Raw genomic sequence first — 20079 nt, 5'->3', positions numbered from 1 at the left:
ACCGAAGGACCACTGCCATGGACACGGACCGGACCGTACGCGTCTTCACCGACTTCTACCGCGAGCGCGGACACCACCTGATCACGGGCAGCACACTGCTGCCACCGCCCGGCGACCCGGTGCTGTTCACCACCTCCGGCATGCACCCCCTCACCCCCTATCTGGAGGGCCGCCCCCACCCCCGGGGCAGCCGCCTCGTCAATGTGCAGCGCTGTCTGCGCACGACCGATCTCGACGAGATCGGCGACTCCACCCATCTGACGGTGTTCGAGATGCTCGGCTCGTGGTCGCTCGGCGACTACGGCCCCTCGCAGAGCCTGCGCTGGGGCTACGAGCTGCTCCGTGACGGTTTCGGCATCCCCCGGGAGAGACTCCACGTCACGGTCTTCGGCGGTGACGAACAGGTGGGCCCCGACCTCGAATCGCTGCGCACCTGGCAGGAGTCGGGAGTGCCCGTGGAACTCACCCGGGAGGACAACTGGTGGTCCAACGGGCCCGTCGGCCCGTGCGGCCCCGACTCGGAGATCTTCGTGTGGACCGGCGGCACCCCGCCTCAGGGCACCCCCACCACGGACCCGCGGTGGGTGGAGATCTGGAACCACGTCTTCATGCGGTACCGCCGTCTCGAGGACGGCTCCCTCCAGCCCCTCGAGCGTCCGGGCATCGACACCGGCATGGGCCTGGAGCGCCTGGTCACCATCCTGCAGGGCCATGACTCGGTCTACGACACCGACCTGTTCGAGCCGTGGATGCGACTGCTGCCTCCCCTGTGGGAGCTCGACGAACCGTCGCTGCGTCTGGTCTGCGACCATCTGCGCTCCGGTGTCGTCGTGATCGGCGACGGGGTACGGCCGTCCAACACCGGCCGCGGCTACGTCCTGCGCCGCGTCGTCCGCCGCCTGCTCACCACCCTGCGGCGCGACAACCCGTCCCGCACCCTCTCCGACCTGCCGGTGGAGCTCCTCCAGCACACGCTGGACCACTTCCGTACGAGCTGCGGGACAGGGGTCGTCCGTGACGTGCTGCTGGAGGAGGAACGCCGGTTCGACAGGCTGCTGGAGCGGGGGCGGCGCCTGCTGTCCGGGCCGCGGTACCGGGGGCCGCTGAGCGAGGAGGACTACGACTACCTCCACGACACCCACGGTCTGCCCCGCGACCTGGTTCTCGGCCTGCGCCGAGAGGGGTGAGGGCTACTCGGTGCGCAGGGCCGTCGCCGTGCGGGCTTTCGCCGCCCAGCCCGCCGGGAGCATCGCGCCCAGGAGGGCGATGACGAGACCGGCCAGGCCCAGCAGGAGCAGCTGCGGGGTGTCGTAGACATCGAGGACGGACCTGGGCAGGTCGGTGCCGGCCGCGTGTCCCATCACCGGGAGCACGAATCCGTGCAGGGCGTATCCGGCTGGGACGCCGACGAGACCGCCGAGCACGCCGATGCCGGCCACCGACGCGAGGACGAGGCTCACGGTCTGCCGGGGTGACATGCCGAGCGCCTTGCACACACCCAGGTCGTGGACGCGCTCCCGGGTGTCCAGAACGACGGAGTTGAGAACGCCGAGGCCTGCGACGGACACGAGCATCAGGGTGAGAAGCGCGGCCATCGTGTTCAGAATGAGCACGAAGTTGTCCTGCTCGGAAGGCGAGTTGGCCCGGGCGTCGGCGCCGAGGGGCTCGATCCGCGCGGCGAGCTTCTCGGCGTACGCGACCGCGGAGACGCCCGGTTTCACGTCGACGAGGAACACCTGGGGCCTGGTCGCGGGGAAGTCCGCGGAGTTCGCCTGGATCTCCAGCACGTCGTCCGAGGTACCGAAGGCCTCCCCGACGATCCGCAGGACGGCCGTCTCCTTCCCGACGGTCACGCGTACGGTGTCGCCGACCTCGGTGCCGGTGGTCTCCAGGAACTGACCGGGCACGACGACCTGGCCCGCGCCGGTGAGCCAGTGCCCGGAGATCATGGCGTAGCCGCCCCGACTGGAGTCGCCCTGGTAGAGGGTCGCCCGGACGGTTCCGGAGACCCCGGCCACGGTGGCGTCCTGCTGGCCCACGCCGTAGTACGAGGCGGTGCCCGACTGCGCCTTGATGGCGGCACTCACCTGTGCCGGGTCGGCCGGTTCGGGCTCCGGGGTACCCGGTGCGGGGACGTGCTCGCCGCCCGCGACGGCCGGACCGCCGGTGAAGACGGTGACCGCGGAACGGCTCTCGGGGTCCTGTACCGCGTTGACCTCGTTCAGCGAGGAGGTGAGGCCGACGGCGAAGGTCGCCGCGATCGTGCCGAACGCCACGGCGAGCAGCATCGCGAGCGTGCGGACCGGATGCGCGAACGGGCTGGCGAGACCGTAGGTCACCGCCCTGGGCAGCGGCAGCCGTCCCGCCGCGCGGTGCGCCCACTGGCCGCGTCCGGTGCGCGGGGCCCGGCCCACCGCGATGGCCTCGACCGTGCGCAGCCGCCCGGCCCGCAGCGCGGGCACGAAGGCGGCGATCCCGACGACCAGCAGCGCGCCGGCGGGGACCACGACGTCCACCCACCAGGCGACGGACAAAGTGGCGGTGCCGTACGCCTGCTCCGTGTCGTCGAGGAGCGGCACGGCCAGCAGGTTGCCGAGGACGACTCCCAGCGCGATGCCCACGGTTGCCGGGATGAGCGCCTGGGCCACGTAAGCGCGGACGACTTCGCGCGGGGTGAAGCCGATGGCCTTGAGGATGCCGATCCTGCGCAGGCTGGTGCCGACCGCGCCGCTGATGACACTGCCGACGATGATCACCGACATGACGATGCCGAGGACCCCGAAGGCGACCAGGAACGGGATCGTCGGGGCGGCGCCCCGGTCGGCGGCGCGCTTGGTGTCGAGGTAGGACTGGGTGCCGAGGAGCGCACCGGACGGGACGGCGGCGAGGAGCTTCTTGCGGTCGGCGGCGATGTCGCCCTTCGAGCCCGCCGAGTCGAAGCGGTAGAGCATCTGGCTGGTGACCGGGTGTTCCTCGGAGGCAAGGGCCCTGACCTGTGAGGGGGTTGCCCACAGGTCGGCGGTCTTGCTGGCCGAGGTGGCGAAACCGACGACCGTGAGCGTCGTGTCGGAGGCTGTCAGGGTGTCGCCCAGCTTGAAGGCGGGCCCCTCGTAGGAGGAGGTCAGCACGATCTCGCCCGGTTTCCTCGCCCACCGGCCGGACGTGAGGTCCAGGTCGTCGACGTCTGCGTGCGGACCGGTGCGTCCGACCAGGGTCATGGCCGGGGGCCGATGGCCGGAGGAGTCCGTCGCCTCGATGACCGTGGTGGGGTACGGCCCGGCGCTCGCGGTGACTTCGTCCAGCTGCCCGGTGGCCCCGAGCTGTTCGGCGGTGACCTTCGCCGGGTCGAACTCGGCGGTGAGGTGGGCGCCCTTCTGCGCGGCGAAGGCGTGGTCGAAGGGCGCGTTCGAGACGACCATGAGGGAACCCGCGACCACGGCGGCCGCCACGGCCATCATCGTGGCGATCGCGATGACGACGGTCTGCACGCGGCGCCGGCCCACTCCGGAGCGGACGACACGCAGGAGCGGTCCGGTCATCGCACGGCCTCCGCGCGGGAGTCGAGGGCGACATGGCCGTCGACGAGGTGGACGGTGCGGCTCGCGCAGGCCTCGGCCAGGGCCGGGTCATGGGTGACGAGCACGATGGTCTGTCCGCCGCGGTGCAGGTCGACCAGGAGGTCCCGGACGTCCTGGCCCGAGGCGCTGTCGAGTGCGCCGGTCGGTTCGTCGGCGAGCAGCAGTGCGGGCCGGTTCACCAACGCCCGGGCGACGGCGACGCGTTGGCGTTCGCCGCCGGAGAGGCGGCCCGGGTAGGCGCGGGCGAGTTTCTGGATGCCCAGGACGTCCATGAGCTCGTTCGCCCGGGCCTCCGTCTTGCGCCGTGAGCCTCCGGTGAGCTGGGCGGGAAGCTGGATGTTGTCGAGGACGGTGAGGTCGTCGAGGAGGTTGAAGAACTGGAAGACCATGCCGATCCGTTCACGGCGGAACCGGGCCAAGGCGTGCTCGCCGAGCCGGTCGACCTGCTGCCCGGCGACGGTCACGGTCCCCTCGGTCGGCTTGTCGAGGCCCGCGACGAGGTTCAGCAGCGTGGACTTGCCGCTGCCGGAGGGGCCCGTTACGGCGAGGGCCTCGCCCTGGGCGACGGAGAGGTCGAGCGGTCCGAGCGCGGGTGCGCCGGAGTTGTCGTAGCGCTTGGCCACGCCCTTCAGTTCGATCACTGCGGTCATGGGAGGTGCCCGTCCTGTCGGTCGTCGGGTCGTGTCCTTGTCGGCGTGGCGAAGGTATGGAAGGACGGGTCGCGGGCGCGTCGCCCGGAGCACCGAGATGCGGCCCTCCGTGCGGAGGACGCGCGGGCGGGGTCGTCCCTGCGAAGTACGCCCGCGGGAGGGCGGGTTGGTCGTCGAGACGGACGCGCGGCCGGGCAGGGGACCACACAATGTGCTCATGGGGACGGAAGACCTGCGCCGATGGCTACGACAGGTGTGTGTCGCGCTGCGGCCGGAGGCGAAGGGTGCCGCGCTGTCACGGCGGTCGCTGTGCTTCGACGTGCTGCTGGCCGTGCTGCTGACGGCGGTCGCGCTGGTGGTGGCGTCGCGTTATCCCGGTGACGGGCCGGTACAGGTGTCGAGGATGGAGTACGGGGCGCCGGTTCCGCCCCGGCCTCCCGTTCTTCCGGGCGGGCGGATCGAGCCGCCGGTCTCCGCACCGCCCTGGGGACTGATCGTGCTGTCGGCACTGCCGCTGGCGGCACGGCGGCGGTTTCCGCTGACCGTGTTCGCCGTGGTGCTCTGCGCGGGGCTGGCCATCGGCGACGACGCCTCCTGGATCAACGTTCTGACCTGCGTCATCGGCACGTACAGCGCGGTGATGCACAGCCGGCACCGGGCGGGAGCCATGGCCGGCCTCGTCGTCGCCGCCGTCCTTGCCGGCGTGGCCTTCCGGTCGACGCAGCCGGTGCTGCCCGGCTGGTCGAGCCCCGGGGTGGTGCTGCTGGTGGCCGGGGTGCTGGCCACCGTGGTCCGGTCCGGGCGTCGGCGGCTTGCGGCCAGCCGCGACCGGTTCACGGCACTGGAGCGGGCGCACGAGGAGACGACGCGCAGGGCCGTGGAGGAGGAACGGGCGCGTATCGCCGCAGAGTTGCACGACGTCGTGACCCACAATGTGAGCGTGATGGTCATCCAGGCGGGCGCCGCGCGCAAGGTCATGGACGCGGCCCCGGAGCGGTCCAAGGAGGCGCTGCTCGCGGTCGAGGCCGGGGGCCGGGCCGCGATGGCCGAACTCCGGCATGTGATGGGCCTGTTGGCCGCGCCGGACACCGGCCGCCCGGACTCCCCCGCCGACGGTCTCGAACCGCAGCCGGGGCTCGGGCAGTTGGACGCGCTGATCGACCGGGTGCGGGCCGCCGGGACACCGGTCGGCGTCGCGCTCTCGCTACCCCCGGAACCGCTGCCGCCCGGCGTGGACCTCACGGCGTACCGAGTGGTCCAGGAGGCGCTGACCAACACCATCAAGCACGCGCCCGGCGCCGAGGCCGTCGTCACCGTCGGCTGGTCGGGTGACCGGTTGGAGATAGAGGTCATGGACACCGGCGGAGTCCGCGACGGGGTGCCCGCCGACGGGAACGGCCGCGGGCTGATCGGTCTGCGGGAGCGCCTCGCGGTCTACGGCGGCGAACTGACAGCCGGCCCGACCCTCGCCGGAGGCTTCCGGATCAGGGCGGAGGTGCCGTGGCGGACGGTGTGAGCGGCGACGGTTCGGCGGGGCGGGTCCGGCAGTGGTGTGGCGCAATGGCTACCCCGGCGGGACGGCCCCGGCAGCGGTCGGGCGGAGAGTGGCTACCCCGGCGGGGCCGACGAACTGGTGGAGCCGCTGCGTCGGCGAACTGCACGGGCAAGGAGTGGCTGCGTTGGCTGACGGTGTGAACGGCGACAGGCTGCGGGCCGTCATCGCCGACGACCAAGCCCTCGTGCGGACCGGGTTCGGGATGATCCTGACCGCGGACGGCATCGAGGTGACGGCGGAGGCGGCGGACGGGGCGGAGGCGGTTGCCGCGGTCCGGCGGACCCGCCCCGACGTCGTCCTCATGGACATCCGGATGCCGGGCATGGACGGCATCGAGGCCACCCGGCGGATCCTCGCCGACGACACCGCGGGCGAGATCCGGGTGATCATCCTGACCACGTACGACCTCGACCACTACGTCTACGCCGCGCTCACCGCCGGGGCCAGTGGCTTCCTCCTCAAGGACGTCACGCCCGAGCATCTGGTGGCCGCCATACGGCTGGTGCGGTCCGGCGACGCCCTGCTGGCGCCCACCATCACACGCCGTCTGATCGAGCGCTTCGCCCGGCGTGAGGAGGCCGCTCCCTCGGCCGATCCGCACCGGGACCTGTCCGGGCTGACGCCGCGTGAGCTGGAGGTGTTGCGGCTCCTGGCGACGGGGCTCAGCAACGCCGAGCTCGCGGAGCGGCTGTTCCTCAGTCCGACGACGGTGAAGACACACATCGGCCGGATCCTGTCGAAGCTGGACCTTCGCGACCGTGTCCAGGCGGTGGTCCTCGCCTACGAGAGCGGGCTGATCACGCCGGGCGGCACCGCGGACGGCGCCCTCCGCGACAGCTAGGACATCAGTCCCGCCGCGACCGTCGCCCCCAGCTCCCAGCACGCCTCGATGTCTGCCTTGGCCGGTTGGCCGGTGACGGTCACCGGTTCGGCCGCACCGCGCCAGCCGAGGCCCGTCGTGATCGACTCGATGCCGCGCAGGGCTCCGGTGACGTCGTTGCCGCCGTGCACGTAGACGCCGAACGGGCGGCCGCGCGTCTCGTCGAGGCAGGGGTAGTAGACCTGGTCGAAGAAGTGCTTGAGGGCTCCTGACATGTAACCGAGGTTGGCCGGGGTGCCCAGCAGGTAGCCGTCCGCCTCCAGCACGTCAGAGGCCGTGGCGGACAGGGCCGCGCGGCGTACGACACGGACGCCCTCGATCTCCGGCGCCGTCGCACCGGAGACGACGGCTTCGAACATCGCCTGGCAGTTGGGCGAGGGCGTGTGATGCACGATCAGCAGGGTGGCCACGGTGGAACCCTGCCCGCCTCGGCTTTCGTCCGCAAGCCGTGCCGGGGTCGGGCACTGCCGGGCTACGATGCCCGGACACCGCGAGGGGGGAGCAGGTCGTGGCAGACAAAGGGCAGCGGGCAGCAGCGGTCTTCGACGCGCTGGGGCTGACGTACGAGAAGGCGTTCGCGCGTTCGGAGGCGCACCTGGCCTCCCTGGAGTGGCTGCTCGGGAGGCTCGGCCCCGGCAGCCGGGTCCTGGACGTCGGCAGCGGAACCGGCCGTCCCACGGCGTCCACGCTGGTGGCCGCGGGCCACGAGGTGCTCGGAGTGGACGTCTCGCCCGTCATGGTCGAGCTGGCCGGCCGGCAGGTGCCGCAGGCCGAGTTCCGCCACGCGGACATCCGTGAACTGCCGTTGGAGAAGGCGTCGTTCGACGCTGTGTGCGTGTACTTCTCGCTGCTCCAGATGTCCCGGGCGGAGCAGTCGGAGGTGCTGGGGCGGCTGGCGCTGGCCCTGCGGCCGGGCGGGAGCCTGGTGCTCGCCACCGTGCCCGTGGACGTGGAGGACCTGGCCGTCGAGTTCATGGGCCAGCCCGTCCGGGCCACGAGTTTCGCCCCGGAGGACGTGGTGGCCGTAGTGCGCGAAGCGGGTCTGGTCGTGGAGCACGAGCAGGCCGTGGAGTTCACGCCGGACCATCCCGAAGGCGCCACCGAACCGCATCTGTTCCTGTACTGCGGGCTTCCCGCGTAACAAGAGCGCGCCCGGCCCGGGACGGGCGCGCCCTTCGTCGGTCAGCGCACGACCGCCTGCACATACGGCACGAGTCTCACCGGCCCCACCAGACCGTGGTCCTGGCGGGCGACCCCGCCGAACACCGTGGGCTGCGCGACCCTGAGCCGGTTGATGAGCGGGGTCGCCACCTCGATCTCGAGCGTGTTCTCACCGCGCCGCAGGAAGGGGCCGAGGTCGACGACGGGGTGGAGCCGGTCTGCTGGGGGCAGGCGCCTGCCGTTGACGCTCACCCGGAAGGTGTCGCTGACCTGCCCCAGCTCCAACTCGGCGCCGTGGGACGACGTCCAGCCGGCCGGCAGGGTGACCGTGGTGCGGTACCGGCCGATGCCCGCGGAGTCGGCCAGCTCGGGGATCTGCGACCAGGGCCGCAGCGTCTCGAGGGTGACGCTGCGCCGGACGTGTTCGGTCCGGGTGGCGTCCGGGCCCGGGTACCAGTCCTCGACGTCCAGTTCCCAGCGGGCCGGTGTGATCGGCGCGGGCACGGCGGGGGTCCTGGTGGTGACGGTACGGCCCTGGGGCAGGCGGGTGGTCCAGGTACCGGCGGTGCGGGCGCGCAGGGTCAGCCCTCGGTCGGTGAACAGCACCGCGTCGGCGTCGGTCGCCTCGGCGTGCGCACTGGTGCCAGGGCGGTCGCCGAACAGCCCGGGCCGGCCCAGGGCGACGATCGTCGTCTGCCCCGGCTGGAGCGTGACCCGCAGGGTGATGTCGGGCCCGTCCTCGGTGTAGTGCGCGAGCCGGACCGCCTCGCCAGTCCAGGGATCGAGCAGATACGGCACGGTCCTGCCGCCGTGGGTGCGGCGCAGGGTGACGTCGTGGTCGATCGCGGCCACGGGCGGCTTGACCGTCTCGGCGTGCTTGCCGTTGCAGAGGTAGTAGAAGTCCGCGTCGCCGGTGACCCGGTGGGCGTTGAGGAGCGTGGACGCGGTGGCGTGCCGTACGTCGGCGCTCACCCCGAGCCCGGCGAGGGCGTCGCCGACCGCGGCCTTGTCGGTGACCCGGACGACGTGGGGCAGCGTGAGCAGCCGGGCGAGGATGTCGCGCAGCCGGTCCGTCTCCCCCTGGTCCGGGACGCCGGGAGTCAGCGCCTGGTCGAAGGCTCCGAACAGGACCACGGGAAGTCCCGCCTCGGCCAGGGCGAGGATCTTGCGGGCGTCCTCGACTGCAAGGGTGGGGGTGGAGCCGTAGAAGAAGTCGCCCTCGACGAACAGGGCCTTGTAGGCGGGGCCGTCGGGGGCGAGCCGGCGGTCCGAGACGGTGGCGGAGGGCAGGTCGAGGAGGGGTCCGCTGAGGAACTGGTGGGTCCAGCCGAGCGGGACGCCGGTCGCCGTGAACCAGGAGGCGCCGATTCCGGTGGCGGTGTAGCCGGTCTGCCGGAACACGGCGACGTCCGCTCTGGCGGTACCGGTCTGGAGCACCTGGTGGACGCGGCCCAGGTATCCGGAGATGTCCTGGACGTGCCGCCAGGTGGGCTGGCGCGGGCCCCACGACTCGCCGTACCCGGCGGTGCCGTTGTACGGGCTGAAGGCGGCGAATCCCGGCCAGTTCACCCCGGGGGCGGTGGCGTAGGAGAAGCCGTGCACGACGGTCTGGTTGACGCCGGCCGCGTAGGCGCCGCCCATGGTGCGCAGGAAGCGGTCCCAGGTCGTGCTGTACGCGGATCCGTTGTAGGCGCCCGCCTCGCAGGACAGGACTTTCCGCCCGGCCATGTCCCGGCCGCCGGCCAGGCAGCGGTAGTCGTCCAGGTTCTTGAAGCCGAGGGACTCGCCCTCGGGGATGTCGAGGATCGCGGCCGAGGCGATGGCGTCGGTCTGGAGGCCGTAGGGCTGTGAGCGCAGGGTCATGCCGAGGGTGTGCGCCCAGTCCCGCAGGGCCGTCAGGTGGTTGCGGTTGAAGAGGCCGGAGACGGTCTCCCAGAAGTCATGCCGGAGCTGGCGGGTGAACTGGGCCTCGAAGGCGAAGACCTGGTTGCTGTTGTCCAGGACGAGGGCGGGCAGGTACGGCAGCAGCGGCCGTCCGGTGTGCTTCTCGAAGGCCTCGGGCAGCAGGGGTGTCCAGGTCAGGCCGTCGGTCTCCAGCTCCACGGAGTCCTCGAAGAAGGAGCCGCCCGCGGCGCGCAACAGGCGCCGCAAAGAGGGGGTCAGCAGGTGGTCCTGCCAGTAGGAGGTGACCGCGGTGGTGCCGGCCGGGCTGAAGTGGTCGACGGCGTAGGCGGCCGGGGCGGAGTGGGGGCCGGACTCGGGCTGCTGGCCCGAACCACGCACCCAGTAGGAGATGAGCACCCAGTCCCCGCCCTCGGGCGCGGTCCAGGTCAGCGTGGAGTCGGTGACGGTCGCGGTGAGGTCCTGGACGCTGTCCGGGTCGAGTCCGGTCTCCTTGCGGGTCGAGTGGGCGGGCTCGACCCGGGCGGCCTGTACGGCGAGGAGCTGCTGACGGGTCACCCCCGCGGCCGCGGCGTGTACGGGTGGCGGCACGGGCCCCTGGTAGGTGCTCCCACCGGTCAACACGGCGCGGCCGTGGGCGAGTTCCTTGGCGGCGGCATCGTCGTCGGGCGTGAGACCGGGGACGGCCACGGGCCAGCTGGGGCCGAGGGTGAGGTCGACGGTGAGGCCCCGTCTCACCGCGCGGCGCAGCGCGGCCTCGACGCCGTCCCGCCAGGGTCTGCTCCCCCAGCCGTGGTGTGCGGTGTCCAGGACCGACTTGTCCTTGATGCTGTGGTGGACGGCGGCGATCTCCACACCCCCGAAGCCCGCGTCCGCGATCTGGTCGATCTCGCCGGCGATCTCGTCCGGGTCCACGAGACCGTCCGGCCACCACCAGCGGAACCGGGGCCGTACCGCGCGGGCAGGGGCCGCGAACCAGTCGGCGGCCGCTCCCGTCCCCGCCACCGCTGACGAGGCCCCCACCCCGAGCGCCAGGGCGGCGCCTGCGGTCAGTCCGGCGGCCAGGACCACGCGTCGGGATAGGCCGTCGCGCTGCGGGTTGGCTTCATGCATAGGGGCGCCCCCAAGTATTGAATCGTTTCAATCAGTGGCAAACGCCGGAACGTTAAGCCGCTGCTCCGGCCGAGGTCAAGAGGTGTGCGGTGCGAGCGCCGCGGCGAGCGCGTCCAGGCGGTCCGCGACAGGGCCGGCGGTGAGCAAGCCGCTTGCGGCGCCCGCGAGTTCACCCCTGACGGGTTCGAGCGCACGCTGGGTACGCAGCATCAGCGCACGGTCGTCCACCTGGATCGCCGCACGGGCGAGAAGGCTCCACAAGGCCTCATGCAGAAGGTCACCGGGCGGGGAAGGCACGGAAGCCAACAGGCGTACGGCGTCCTGGTCGCGCCCTTCGGCGAGCAGCAACAGGGGGCGCACCCACGGCTCGTAGGGGCCCCAGTCGGTATGCGGGTCGGCGGTGACGGGGAGGCCGTGGTGCAGCCGGAGACACAGCAGGGCAAGGGGCAGCAACCCCTGCTCCAGGCCGGGCATTCCGGCGCCCTCGAGGGACTTGGCGGCGGCCCGGTACGCGGACTCGCCGAGCTGCGGGGGCCCTGTCGTCGCGGTGCGCAGGGCGCGGTACCACGTGGTGAAGACGGCGACGAGAGGAAGGTCGTGCCGCTCGGCGAGTGCGTCGGCGGCGGTCGCGTGCCGGTCGGCCGCCGTGAAGTCGGCGGTGGCGCAGTGTGCTTGGAGCCGGATCAGGTGGCCGAGGACCTCGTAGGTGAACAGGCCGTGCCGAGCGGCCACTTCGGTGATCTCCGCGCCGATCCTGTCCCGCCGGGCGGCGAGTCCGGCTCGTTCGAAGGTCTGCATGAACAGGCCGTTGAGGGCGAAGACGAGCAGGTTGGCGTCTTCGAGTCGGCGTGCGCTCTCCACGGCCTGGTGGGCGGCCTGTAGGGGGCGCGTCGCTTCGGGGAGCGTGCCGCGGGACTCCACCGCCACGGTGGCCAGGAGCCGTGCCCTTGCTGCCTCGGGCGCGCCCGGCGGCAGGAGGAGCAGGGTGCGTTCCGCCGCACCCACCAGCCGGTCGGCCTGGGCGGGGTCGTCGGAACGGGTCCAGACGGCGGGGACGTCGTAGACGCCGATGACACGTGCCGTCAGCTCCGGTTCGCCCAGCTGCTCCGCCGCCGCCACGGCCGCCGCGCGGTGCCTCCGGGCCGCTTCCAGTCCGCCGCCCCCGGTGACGGCGAGGTCGCGCATCAACCCCGCGGTCGACTCCAGGCGGGTGCGTGCCCGCGCAGGGACCATGCTCGCGTACGACGCGGAGGCCTGCGCCCAGACCTGCGCGGCCGGGTCCGAGGGGCCCGGGTCCAGGTGGTCGGCGTGCCGCAGGATGTCCTGCTCGGTGCGGCTCAGCCGGGGGCCCGGCTCCACACCGAGGTGCTCGCGCAGCAGCTGCCGGGCGCGCCGCAGGACGGACAGGGCGTCGGCCTGGCGTCCGCAGCGGTACAGGGCGAGGGCGAGCAGCTGCCAGGCGTCCTCCCGCCAGGGGTGCTCGGCCACATGGGCGTCGAGGTCCGCTGCCGCGTCGGCCGCGGCGCCGAGGGCGAGCCGGCCCTCGGCCCGGCGTTCGACGGCGGTCAGCCGGAGCTCGGCGAGCCGGGAGCGTTCCGCGCGCGCCCAGCGCTCCTCGGCGAAGTCGGCGTAGGCGGGTCCGCGCCACAGCTCCAGAGCCTCGGTCAGCCGGGACACCACCTGCGCGGGAGGAAGGTCCGCCGCGGCGGCGACGGCGTGCTCGAACCGCCGGGCATCGACGTGGGCGGGCTCGGCGCGCAGCGCGTAGCCGGGGCCTTCGGTAACGAGGAGGCGGGACGGGGTCCGGCGGGGCCGCTCGGGTTCCAGAGCGCGCCGCAGCCCGGCGACGAAGGTCCGGACGGTGCCCACGGCATCCGTGGGCGGGTCCCCCTCCCACAGGTCCTCCACCAGGCGGGGAACGGGCACGACCCTGCGCCGGGCGATGAGGAGGCGGGCCAGCACCGCGCGATGCCTCGGACCCTTCAGGGCGATCGGCTCCCCGGTCTCGTCCCAGGCCGCCACCGACCCCAGGACTCCGAACTCGACCACACGCACATGCCTCAACGTACACGCGTTCATTCGTTGCTCATTCGCTCCCCGGACCCTGGGTTCATCGGCCCGGGCCCGGACACCGATGCCTCCCATTCGCCGTACGACCGAAGAGAGCCCCGCCGTGAGACCCACCATCGCCGGATTCGAGTACCAGCGCGTGTCCGTCGCCCAGGACGTGTCCCTCCACGTGGCCGTGGGAGGGACCGGCACACCCGTGGTCCTGCTGCACGGCTTCCCGCAGACCCACCTGATGTGGCGCCATGTCGCGGCGGACCTGGCGGTCGACCACACCGTGATCTGCCCCGACCTGCGCGGCTACGGCGACAGCGACAAGCCGCACGAGGACGGCCCCGACACCTATTCCAAGCGGACCATGGCGAACGACGTCGTCACCCTGGCACGCCGGCTGGGGCACCCCCGGTTCGCGCTGGCCGGGCACGACCGGGGCGCACTGGTCGCCTTCCGGGCGGGCCTCGACCATCCGGACGCGGTCTCCCACCTGGCCTGTCTGGACGTCCTGCCGACACTCGACATGTGGGACGCCCTGCGCGGCACGTCGGCGGCGGTCGCCTTCCATCTCTACTTCATGGCCCAGCCGCCCGGTCTCGCCGAGCGGATGATCTCCGCGAGCGCGGACGCGTTCTTCGGCCGCTTCCTCGACGTGTGGGCGAACCGCCCCGACGCGATCCCGGCTCCGGTCCGTGCGGAGTACCTGCGAGCCTGCCGCGAGGCGGTGCCGTCTATCGTCGCCGACTACCGCGCCTCCGCGGGCATCGACGTCGAGCACGACGAGGCCGACCGGGCCGCGGAGAACCGGCTGGGCATGCCGGTGACCGTGCTGCAGCAGGACTGGGGAGCCGCGCTCGGCTACGACGCGACCGCCCTGTGGGCGGCCTGGGCCGACGACCTTCGTCATAGCACCGTCTCCTGCGGCCACTTCATGGCGGAGGAAGCGCCGGCGGACGTGGCGAAGGCCCTGCGGGAGCTCACCCTTCGGGGAGTGTGACCCGTTGGAAGGGTTCGCCGAGGACGGATACGGCCAAGTGCGCCGAGTCCTACAGGAGTTGGTGGACGAGGGTCTGGAGTCCGGGGCGGCTGTCTCCGTCTGGCGTGACGGCCGTGAAGTGGTGCGGCTGAACGTGGGTTGGGCCGACGCCGGGCGCAGCCACCCGTGGCGCTACGGCACCCTCGTCATGCCGCTCCCTGGCGGCTGGACGAGCCGATCGCCGCGCGCTGGATGGCCGGCCCCGCTTCCCCGCCCCGAGGCGGCCGGTCTCGATCTGTCCCCGGCGCGGCCCTCGGCGAGCATGCGCTGACCTACGGCGCGGCGTGCCGGACGACTCGCTGGAGCGGATCGCCGGCCTCGAGTACGCGGCCCGAGGGGCCAGAACAGCCGTATGCCAGGCGGTAGTTGGAGATACCCGACGGCGTTCTGGACAGGCGCGGACGAACAAGCCCAGCGTCCAGGTGAGCCGGGCGCCGAAGTCCTCGTCGAAGCCGGTGACTTGGGCGGCGAGGGGCCCAGGAGGTTGGTGGCCCCGAACACCGACTGCCGCCACGCCCGGGAACGACCTCAGGCTGGTGGACGGGGACTGAGCGGCAGCTCGGCCATCCGCAGATTCCAGCGGCCGTTGCGCGCGGTGAGTTCGACGGTGGACAGCGGGGGGACGTCGATTCTCCAGAACGCCTGGTGCGGTGCCCCCAGCGCGTTCACCACCGTGGCCCGTGCCACGGCCTGTTCGACCACTGCCAGCACTCGTCCCGCGTCGGACGGCAGCGCGTCCAGCCAGGCGGCGACGCGGTCGCAGATCTGCTCCACGCTCTCTCCGCCGTGCGGCGCCGCCTGCGGATCGGTGAGCCAACTGGCCAGTCCTGAGGCGTCGGTTGCCGCGATCTCGTCGAGTGTGCGGCCGGACCAGGAACCCATGTCGAGGTCCCGCAGCGCCGGTTGCGCCGTGACGGCGTCCCATCCAAGAGCCTCGGCCGTCCCGGTGCAGCGACGAGAAGGTGCCGTGAAGACGATGCCGGCCTGTGGGAGGGTCCCCGCGGCTGCCTCCGCCCGGCGCAGTGCCCGCTCGTCGAGAGCGTCGTCGGCGAAACGTACGGCGCGTTCCGTTCGGGCCGCCGCGCACAGGAGGGTGAGCCGGACGGTCATAGGGGCCTTTCGTCGAGTCGCCGGGGGCGGTTCATCGTAGGTGGCGTACGCCATGTTGGCCGAAGCCCGCATTGCCCCTACCATCTGGGGCGACAAGGACGACGGCGCCACGGAAGTCCGGTGCAAGCCCGGCACGGTCGCGCCACTGTGTGCCACCCCTCGGCCGACGAGGTGGTGGTGAGTCAGACCCAACGCCGTCGTCGAGTGCTCCACCACGATGCGGGACGCGTTGTTCCCGAGGAGGTCTCGCCATGGCGCAGTCCACTGCCGCCCCCACGCCCACCACCCCTGCGATCACCCCGCTGCCGGTGCGGGCGCTCGTCCCCTGGGCCGTCTTCTTCGGCGTCCTGATGCTCGTCCTGCTGTACTTCGTCGGCGCCGAACAGGGCGCCACCGCACTCGTCTCCGGCGAGGGCGTCCACGAGTGGGTGCACGACGCACGCCACCTGCTCGGCTTCCCCTGCCACTGAGGCGGGGCGGACCACCATGAACTCCACAGTCGTACGCACCCTGTTGGTGCGCGGCATGCTCGCAGGGCTCGGCGCCGGCGTCCTGGCCTTCGTCTTCGCCTACCTGGTCGGTGAGGGCCCGGTGGACGCGGCCATCGCCTTCGAGGAGGCAGGCTCCCACGAGCACGGCGAGGAACTCGTCAGCCGTTCCGTGCAGTCGACGGCCGGACTCGCCACCGGGGTCCTCGTCTTCGGGGTCGCCATCGGCGGCATCCTTGCGCTAGCGTTCTGCTTCGCACTGGGCCGGATCGGCCGGTTCGGAGCCCGGGCGACAGCGGGCCTGACCGCGCTCGGCGGCTTCCTCACCGTCTATCTCGTACCGATCCTCAAGTATCCGGCGAACCCGCCCGCGGTGGGCGACCCGGACACCATCGACAAGCGCACCGCCCTGTTCGTCCTGATGATCGCGCTGAGCGTGCTCCTCGGGATCGGCGCGGTCCTGCTGGGCCGCAGACTGGCGCCGGCCCGGGGCAACTGGAACGCCTCGACCGCGGCCGCCGTGGCCTTCGTCGCCGCGGTGGCGGTGGCGATGGCCGTCCTGCCCGCCGGGGACAACACCCCGAAGGGTTTCCCGGCCACCGACCTGTGGGAGTTCCGCCTGGCCTCCCTCGGCGTCCAGGCCGTGCTCTGGGCGGGATTCGGGCTGCTCTTCGGCTATCTGGCGGAGCGGGTCCTCGAGCCGGAACGGGCTCGCGGCAAGGTCTCGGCGCTGGTCGCCTGACGGTGTGGGTTCTGCCGGGGGCGCGCCCGGCGGAACCTACGACGTGCCCTGCAGCTGACGTATCGTCCCGCCGAGCTTGTTCCTGGCCTGTTCCAGGTGTTCCGCCTTGGCGCTCACCACCCAGCGCGGGCCCACGAGGTACTTGCCCCCGTAGACACTGGCCGCGTCGAGCCACGCCTCCTTGTACTTCTCCGCGGGGAAGGTGGTGATGCGGTAGTCGGCCTGCCCCGAGTGGCAGAGTCCCTCGCGCAGTTCGTCGGCCTCGATACGGATCTCGGCCTTGCAGCCGGCCAGTCCGGCGATCACCTCGATCTTGGCCGGGGCCACGATGCCGGCCGCCGGTGCGGCGGAACTCCCCGACGGCCGCGGGGTCTTGGCGGTGTCGTCCTCGCCTCCGCCGCAGGCCGTGACCAGCGCGAGGCTCCCGACGAGGGTGCCCAGCCGTAGCACGGTGATCCGATGGTTGCGTCCTCGTCGCGGCACGAGCCTCTCCGTATCCGGTCGGTGTACGACTACACCCTGGGGTACGGAAGATCGGTTACGCCTGTTCAGTCCCTGTGTGCCTGCTCCCGGACGGCAACGCGACGTCCGCGCAGGATGGAAGGGCCGGACACCCGTCTGTCCGGCCCTTCCGCATCTACCGGGTCAGCCGCCGTTCAGCCGGGCGCGCAGGAGCCCCTTGCCGATCTCGGCGCCCTTGCGGCTGTCCGCCTGGGCCTTGCGGAACAGGTCGGCGACCTCGGTGTCCTTGTCGCGTTCCGCGTCCTGGATGTAGCTCTCCAGTCGCAGCGCGTTGCTCAGACACGCCTCGACATACCAGATGAGGTTGTAGTCCTTGTCCGGCGTGCCGGTCGCGCCGCCGGTCTCCGTGCTGCTGGTCATTCGGGCCTCCTCCAGCGGTAGTCGTTCCGGAGGGGACGAGTACCCGTCGTGCGCAGGTCAGTCCCCATCGGTGCCGGAAAACCGAACCGGCGTCGACGGCATCGGCAAGGACCGGCGGGAGCCGCGCGGAAACACGTCACAGGGGGCGCGACCGGTCCCCCGTTCCGGTCGTTCCCCCTGCGGTGCGTCGAACTTACGTGACCTGCGCACCCTTGTGAATCGCGTCGATGCCCCCTGTGCGCGGCACAGGGCTCACCCGTGCACAGGCGCGTCCGGATGGCCCGGATTGTCCCGGAGCAGGACGGGGTGTTCGAGTTCGCCGGTCGCCAGATGGGCCAGGACGACCTCGTAGAGGTCGCTGCCGGAGGCGATCAGTCGGCGCTCGAGAACCGGCTCGGCGCTGCGGACGTGTTCGCGCACGGTCTGCGCGTGGACGGCCAGTGTCTGCGCGGCCCGCTCCGCGTTGCCGCCCGCGGCGATCCAGCTGCGCAGGGTGCGGCGCAGGTCGCGGGCGTCGCCGTCCAGACGTCCCAGCAGCTCCTGCGCCCAGGTCCCCAGCGCGGGTCCGGCCAGCAGGTCGCCCAGCCGGGTCCGGGCCTGCGGGGTGCCGCCGTGTTCGCCCTGTCCGTCCGCGAGGCTGACCTGGGTGCTCAGTGCCAGGTGGACGGTCGCGCGGACGGTGAGGTCGGTGAAATCGGTCCGCAGCAGGGACTCGACGCGTTCCATACGGGCGCGGACGGTGTTGCGGCTGACGCCGAGGACCTTGGCCGCGCTCACGGCCGTGAACTCCAGTCCGAGCCGGGTGGTGGCGAGCAGTTCGGCGCGGGTGTGGTGCGGCAGGGTGTCGAGCGGGCGCAGCAGCCGGGCGGTCCACTCGCGCAGCGCGGCCGGGTCCATGAGGCGTTCGGGGTGATGGCGTTCGGCGTACACGGCCGCCTTGTCCGGCCGTACCCGCGCCACGGCGAGGGCGCTGACCGCCTGCCCGTAGGCGGTGGCCGTCCGGGCGAGGCTCTGCGGGGAGCTGCCGCCGAGCAGGGTGCCGGGGTTGCGGTCGACGAGTGAGCGCAGGGCCTCGCCCGCCGCGTCTGCGGTGGCCACGATGATCACATGCTCGTCCAAGGCCGGACAGCGCACCACGAGTGCGTGGTCGCCGGTCACGCCGAGGCACTCCTCCACGAGCCGGTCCCGTTCCGCGGCGTCCCCCTCGAGGACGTAGACGCATGCCGTCTCGGTGTCGAGCAGGCCGGGCCAGAGCCCCGCGGCGACACGACGGGCGGACACGGTGTCCTCCACCATGAGCAGCTGGAGTATGGCCAGACGCAGGTCGGACGTGGCCCGCTTCAGGCGCCGCACGGCCGCGGTCGCCTCACGGGCGCGCAGCAGAAGTTCGAGGACCTGGACGGTGTGGGTGAGGATGTCGGAGGCGCGCCGGTCGAAGGGTGCCGGGCGGGCCACGGCGAGGACTCCGGCGGACGCCTGGTTCGGCTGCTCGATCCTGACCAGGCGCAGGTGGCCGTCCTCGTCGGCAGAGGCCGCGGAGGCGATGCGTCCGGCGAGGATGTCGGCGACCAGGCCCTCGTCCAGCGGGAGGCGTGTTCCGGCGACGAGGGTTCCGGTGTGGTCCTGGAGCGAGGCCGTGCCGTGCAGCGTCTCCGCGAGCCAGGCGACGATCCGGCGGACGTCACGTCCCGTCGGCCGCAGATGGTCGAGGAGTTCCTGCGCCCATGTCGGGGTTCGGGCGTCCGCCGCCCGGCTCCGACCGAGCCCGCCCTCCTGACCTGCCACGTCACCCTTCTCCTCGCCCTCGCGTCCTGCATGGCACACCGCTCGGGACGCTACCTCACGTGCGGCGGACGGGAGACGTGCGCGGGGGTGCGGGCGCAGCTGGGGTGGCGGGAGGGTGGCTGGACCGGCGAAGGACGGCCGGTTCCAGGGTGTCCGCGGACCACCACGGGCGCAGTGTCAGGGCACTGGCCGAGGGGGTGCCGGGCGCGCGTGCAGTCGTACGGCGGTCCAGTCCGTGGTAGGAGCGTAGGCGATCGACACGATCGGCTACGCCGGGGGCCGGAGACGCGGCCGTGTCACCGAGCGGTCCCGAATGCGCAAGGCGACACGGTGTCACCGGGCCGTCAGGCGCGCCATGGCGGCGGCCCGGTACGGCACCCATGTGCCTGCGTCGCCGCCGTCCGGCGACGGCATAAGCTCGACGGATGGCGAAGTACTTCGACGTGCACCCCGACAACCCGCAGCCCCGCACCATCTCCCAGATCGCGGAGAGCATCCGGTCGGACGCGCTGATCGCGTATCCGACGGACTCCTGCTACGCGCTCGGGTGCCGGCTGGGCAGCCGTGACGGCATCGACCGGATCCGGACCATCCGGCAGCTGGACGACCGGCACCACTTCACCCTGGTCTGCCAGGACTTCGCGCAGCTCGGCCAGTTCGTACGGGTCGACAAGGACGTGTTCCGTGCGATCAAGGCGTCCACGCCCGGCAGCTACACCTTCATCCTCCCGGCGACGAAGGAGGTGCCGCGCATGCTCCAGCACCCGAAGAAGAAGACGGTCGGCGTACGCATCCCGGACCACGTCGTCACCCAGGCGCTGCTCACCGAGCTCGGAGAACCGCTGCTGTCGAGCACCCTGCTCCTGCCCGACGAGGAGGAGCCGATGACCCAGGGCTGGGAGATCAAGGACCGCCTCGACCATGTACTGGACGCGGTCGTCGACTCCGGGGACTGCGGCACCGAACCGACGACGGTGATCGACTTCTCCGGCGGCGAGGCCGAGATCGTGCGGCACGGTGCGGGTGACACCAGCCGGTTCGAGTAAAGCGGTCCTCAAGTGTGAGGGGGCCGCGACGGCAAGTTGGATGGTGCGTGCAACCATGTGCCCGGCCCGGTTCCGTCGGGCCGGCGACCT

At 72.2% G+C, this 20079-nt stretch carries 18 protein-coding genes; 9 read left to right on the top strand and 9 right to left on the bottom strand.

The window, feature by feature from the left end:
- The first annotated feature begins 17 nt into the window (after positions 1–17).
- Positions 18–1187, top strand: a complete 1170-nt coding sequence (locus RNB18_RS18665; RefSeq protein ID WP_311715196.1) for an alanine--tRNA ligase-related protein — start codon at positions 18–20, stop codon at positions 1185–1187.
- A 3-nt stretch (positions 1188–1190) separates the two neighbouring features.
- Here RNB18_RS18665 and RNB18_RS18660 read toward each other — a convergent pair whose 3' ends face one another.
- On the bottom strand, positions 1191–3539 hold the full coding sequence (locus RNB18_RS18660) for an ABC transporter permease (RefSeq protein WP_311715195.1): 2349 nt from the start codon (positions 3537–3539) through the stop codon (positions 1191–1193).
- Positions 3536–4228 (bottom strand): ABC transporter ATP-binding protein, encoded by a 693-nt coding sequence (locus RNB18_RS18655; RefSeq protein WP_311715194.1) that lies wholly within the window; start codon positions 4226–4228, stop codon positions 3536–3538. The genes RNB18_RS18660 and RNB18_RS18655 overlap by 4 nt, the downstream gene beginning before the upstream one ends.
- Positions 4229–4445: 217 nt before the next feature.
- On the opposite strand from RNB18_RS18655, the gene RNB18_RS18650 reads away from it, so the two are divergent.
- Both RNB18_RS18650 and RNB18_RS18645 read left to right on the top strand, forming a co-directional pair.
- Positions 4446–5744 (top strand): sensor histidine kinase, encoded by a 1299-nt coding sequence (locus RNB18_RS18650; protein WP_311715193.1) that lies wholly within the window; start codon positions 4446–4448, stop codon positions 5742–5744.
- 163 nt (positions 5745–5907) lie between these two features.
- Entirely contained in the window at positions 5908–6624 is a 717-nt protein-coding gene (locus RNB18_RS18645; protein ID WP_311715192.1) for a response regulator transcription factor, read from the top strand.
- Here the strand turns inward: RNB18_RS18645 and RNB18_RS18640 are convergent.
- A complete protein-coding gene (locus tag RNB18_RS18640; RefSeq protein ID WP_311715191.1) occupies positions 6621–7073 on the bottom strand; it encodes a flavodoxin family protein in 453 nt (150 codons plus the stop codon). The genes RNB18_RS18645 and RNB18_RS18640 overlap by 4 nt on opposite strands.
- A gap of 98 nt (positions 7074–7171) precedes the next feature.
- Here RNB18_RS18640 and RNB18_RS18635 point away from each other — a divergent pair, with 98 nt between their 5' ends.
- Entirely contained in the window at positions 7172–7804 is a 633-nt protein-coding gene (locus RNB18_RS18635; protein ID WP_311715190.1) for a class I SAM-dependent methyltransferase, read from the top strand.
- A gap of 41 nt (positions 7805–7845) precedes the next feature.
- Here RNB18_RS18635 and RNB18_RS18630 read toward each other — a convergent pair whose 3' ends face one another.
- Together RNB18_RS18630 and RNB18_RS18625 are read right to left on the bottom strand one after the other, a co-directional pair.
- On the bottom strand, positions 7846–10839 hold the full coding sequence (locus RNB18_RS18630) for a glycosyl hydrolase (RefSeq protein WP_311715189.1): 2994 nt from the start codon (positions 10837–10839) through the stop codon (positions 7846–7848).
- Positions 10840–10914: 75 nt separating this feature from the next.
- Complete coding sequence (locus RNB18_RS18625; protein ID WP_394817636.1) at positions 10915–12918, bottom strand: AfsR/SARP family transcriptional regulator; 2004 nt, start codon at positions 12916–12918, stop codon at positions 10915–10917.
- A gap of 94 nt (positions 12919–13012) precedes the next feature.
- Between RNB18_RS18625 and RNB18_RS18620 the strand changes: the two genes are divergently transcribed.
- Positions 13013–13897 carry an alpha/beta fold hydrolase gene (locus RNB18_RS18620; protein WP_311715187.1) on the top strand — a complete coding sequence of 295 codons (885 nt, stop codon included), beginning with the start codon at positions 13013–13015 and terminating at the stop codon, positions 13895–13897.
- 4 nt (positions 13898–13901) lie between these two features.
- Positions 13902–14207: a hypothetical protein gene (locus RNB18_RS18615; RefSeq protein ID WP_311715186.1), complete on the top strand. Its 306-nt coding sequence runs from the start codon at positions 13902–13904 to the stop codon at positions 14205–14207.
- Positions 14208–14464: 257 nt separating this feature from the next.
- On the opposite strand, the gene RNB18_RS18610 is transcribed toward RNB18_RS18615, so the two are convergent.
- Positions 14465–15046 (bottom strand): histidine phosphatase family protein, encoded by a 582-nt coding sequence (locus RNB18_RS18610; protein WP_311715185.1) that lies wholly within the window; start codon positions 15044–15046, stop codon positions 14465–14467.
- A 251-nt stretch (positions 15047–15297) separates the two neighbouring features.
- Here RNB18_RS18610 and RNB18_RS18605 point away from each other — a divergent pair, with 251 nt between their 5' ends.
- Both RNB18_RS18605 and RNB18_RS18600 read left to right on the top strand, forming a co-directional pair.
- Positions 15298–15516, top strand: coding sequence for a CbtB domain-containing protein (locus RNB18_RS18605; RefSeq protein ID WP_037712826.1), 219 nt, complete (start codon positions 15298–15300; stop codon positions 15514–15516).
- A 16-nt stretch (positions 15517–15532) separates the two neighbouring features.
- A complete protein-coding gene (locus RNB18_RS18600; protein ID WP_311715184.1) occupies positions 15533–16276 on the top strand; it encodes a CbtA family protein in 744 nt (247 codons plus the stop codon).
- A gap of 36 nt (positions 16277–16312) precedes the next feature.
- On the opposite strand, the gene RNB18_RS18595 is transcribed toward RNB18_RS18600, so the two are convergent.
- From RNB18_RS18595 to RNB18_RS18585, 3 genes are all read right to left on the bottom strand, one after another.
- A complete protein-coding gene (locus tag RNB18_RS18595; RefSeq protein WP_394817635.1) occupies positions 16313–16759 on the bottom strand; it encodes a hypothetical protein in 447 nt (148 codons plus the stop codon).
- 162 nt (positions 16760–16921) lie between these two features.
- The gene (locus RNB18_RS18590; RefSeq protein WP_059209764.1) at positions 16922–17158 is read right to left on the bottom strand and encodes a hypothetical protein; all 237 of its coding nucleotides are present in this window, start codon (positions 17156–17158) and stop codon (positions 16922–16924) included.
- A gap of 252 nt (positions 17159–17410) precedes the next feature.
- The gene (locus RNB18_RS18585; protein WP_311715183.1) at positions 17411–18943 is read right to left on the bottom strand and encodes a helix-turn-helix domain-containing protein; all 1533 of its coding nucleotides are present in this window, start codon (positions 18941–18943) and stop codon (positions 17411–17413) included.
- Positions 18944–19368: 425 nt separating this feature from the next.
- Here RNB18_RS18585 and RNB18_RS18580 point away from each other — a divergent pair, with 425 nt between their 5' ends.
- On the top strand, positions 19369–19989 hold the full coding sequence (locus RNB18_RS18580; protein WP_062046279.1) for an L-threonylcarbamoyladenylate synthase: 621 nt from the start codon (positions 19369–19371) through the stop codon (positions 19987–19989).
- Positions 19990–20079: the final 90 nt, after the last annotated feature.

It is taken from the genome of Streptomyces doebereineriae (genome assembly GCF_031845645.1).
GTDB classification, from domain to species: domain Bacteria; phylum Actinomycetota; class Actinomycetes; order Streptomycetales; family Streptomycetaceae; genus Streptomyces; species Streptomyces canus.
Note: the sequence above shows the minus strand (reverse complement) of the source record. Positions and strands in the feature narration are given on the sequence as shown.

Bases quoted from the DNA above. Each gene is read 5' to 3' on its own strand.
- RNB18_RS18665 (WP_311715196.1), top strand. From the start codon at position 18: ATGGACACGGACCGGACCGTACGCGTCTTCACCGACTTCTACCGCGAG.
- RNB18_RS18660 (WP_311715195.1), bottom strand. From the start codon at position 3,539: ATGACCGGACCGCTCCTGCGTGTCGTCCGCTCCGGAGTGGGCCGGCGC.
- RNB18_RS18655 (WP_311715194.1), bottom strand. From the start codon at position 4,228: ATGACCGCAGTGATCGAACTGAAGGGCGTGGCCAAGCGCTACGACAAC.
- RNB18_RS18650 (WP_311715193.1), top strand. From the start codon at position 4,446: ATGGGGACGGAAGACCTGCGCCGATGGCTACGACAGGTGTGTGTCGCG.
- RNB18_RS18630 (WP_311715189.1), bottom strand. From the start codon at position 10,839: ATGCATGAAGCCAACCCGCAGCGCGACGGCCTATCCCGACGCGTGGTC.
- RNB18_RS18625 (WP_394817636.1), bottom strand. From the start codon at position 12,918: ATGAACGCGTGTACGTTGAGGCATGTGCGTGTGGTCGAGTTCGGAGTC.
- RNB18_RS18610 (WP_311715185.1), bottom strand. From the start codon at position 15,046: ATGACCGTCCGGCTCACCCTCCTGTGCGCGGCGGCCCGAACGGAACGC.
- RNB18_RS18605 (WP_037712826.1), top strand. From the start codon at position 15,298: ATGGCGCAGTCCACTGCCGCCCCCACGCCCACCACCCCTGCGATCACC.
- RNB18_RS18600 (WP_311715184.1), top strand. From the start codon at position 15,533: ATGAACTCCACAGTCGTACGCACCCTGTTGGTGCGCGGCATGCTCGCA.
- RNB18_RS18590 (WP_059209764.1), bottom strand. From the start codon at position 17,158: ATGACCAGCAGCACGGAGACCGGCGGCGCGACCGGCACGCCGGACAAG.
- RNB18_RS18580 (WP_062046279.1), top strand. From the start codon at position 19,369: ATGGCGAAGTACTTCGACGTGCACCCCGACAACCCGCAGCCCCGCACC.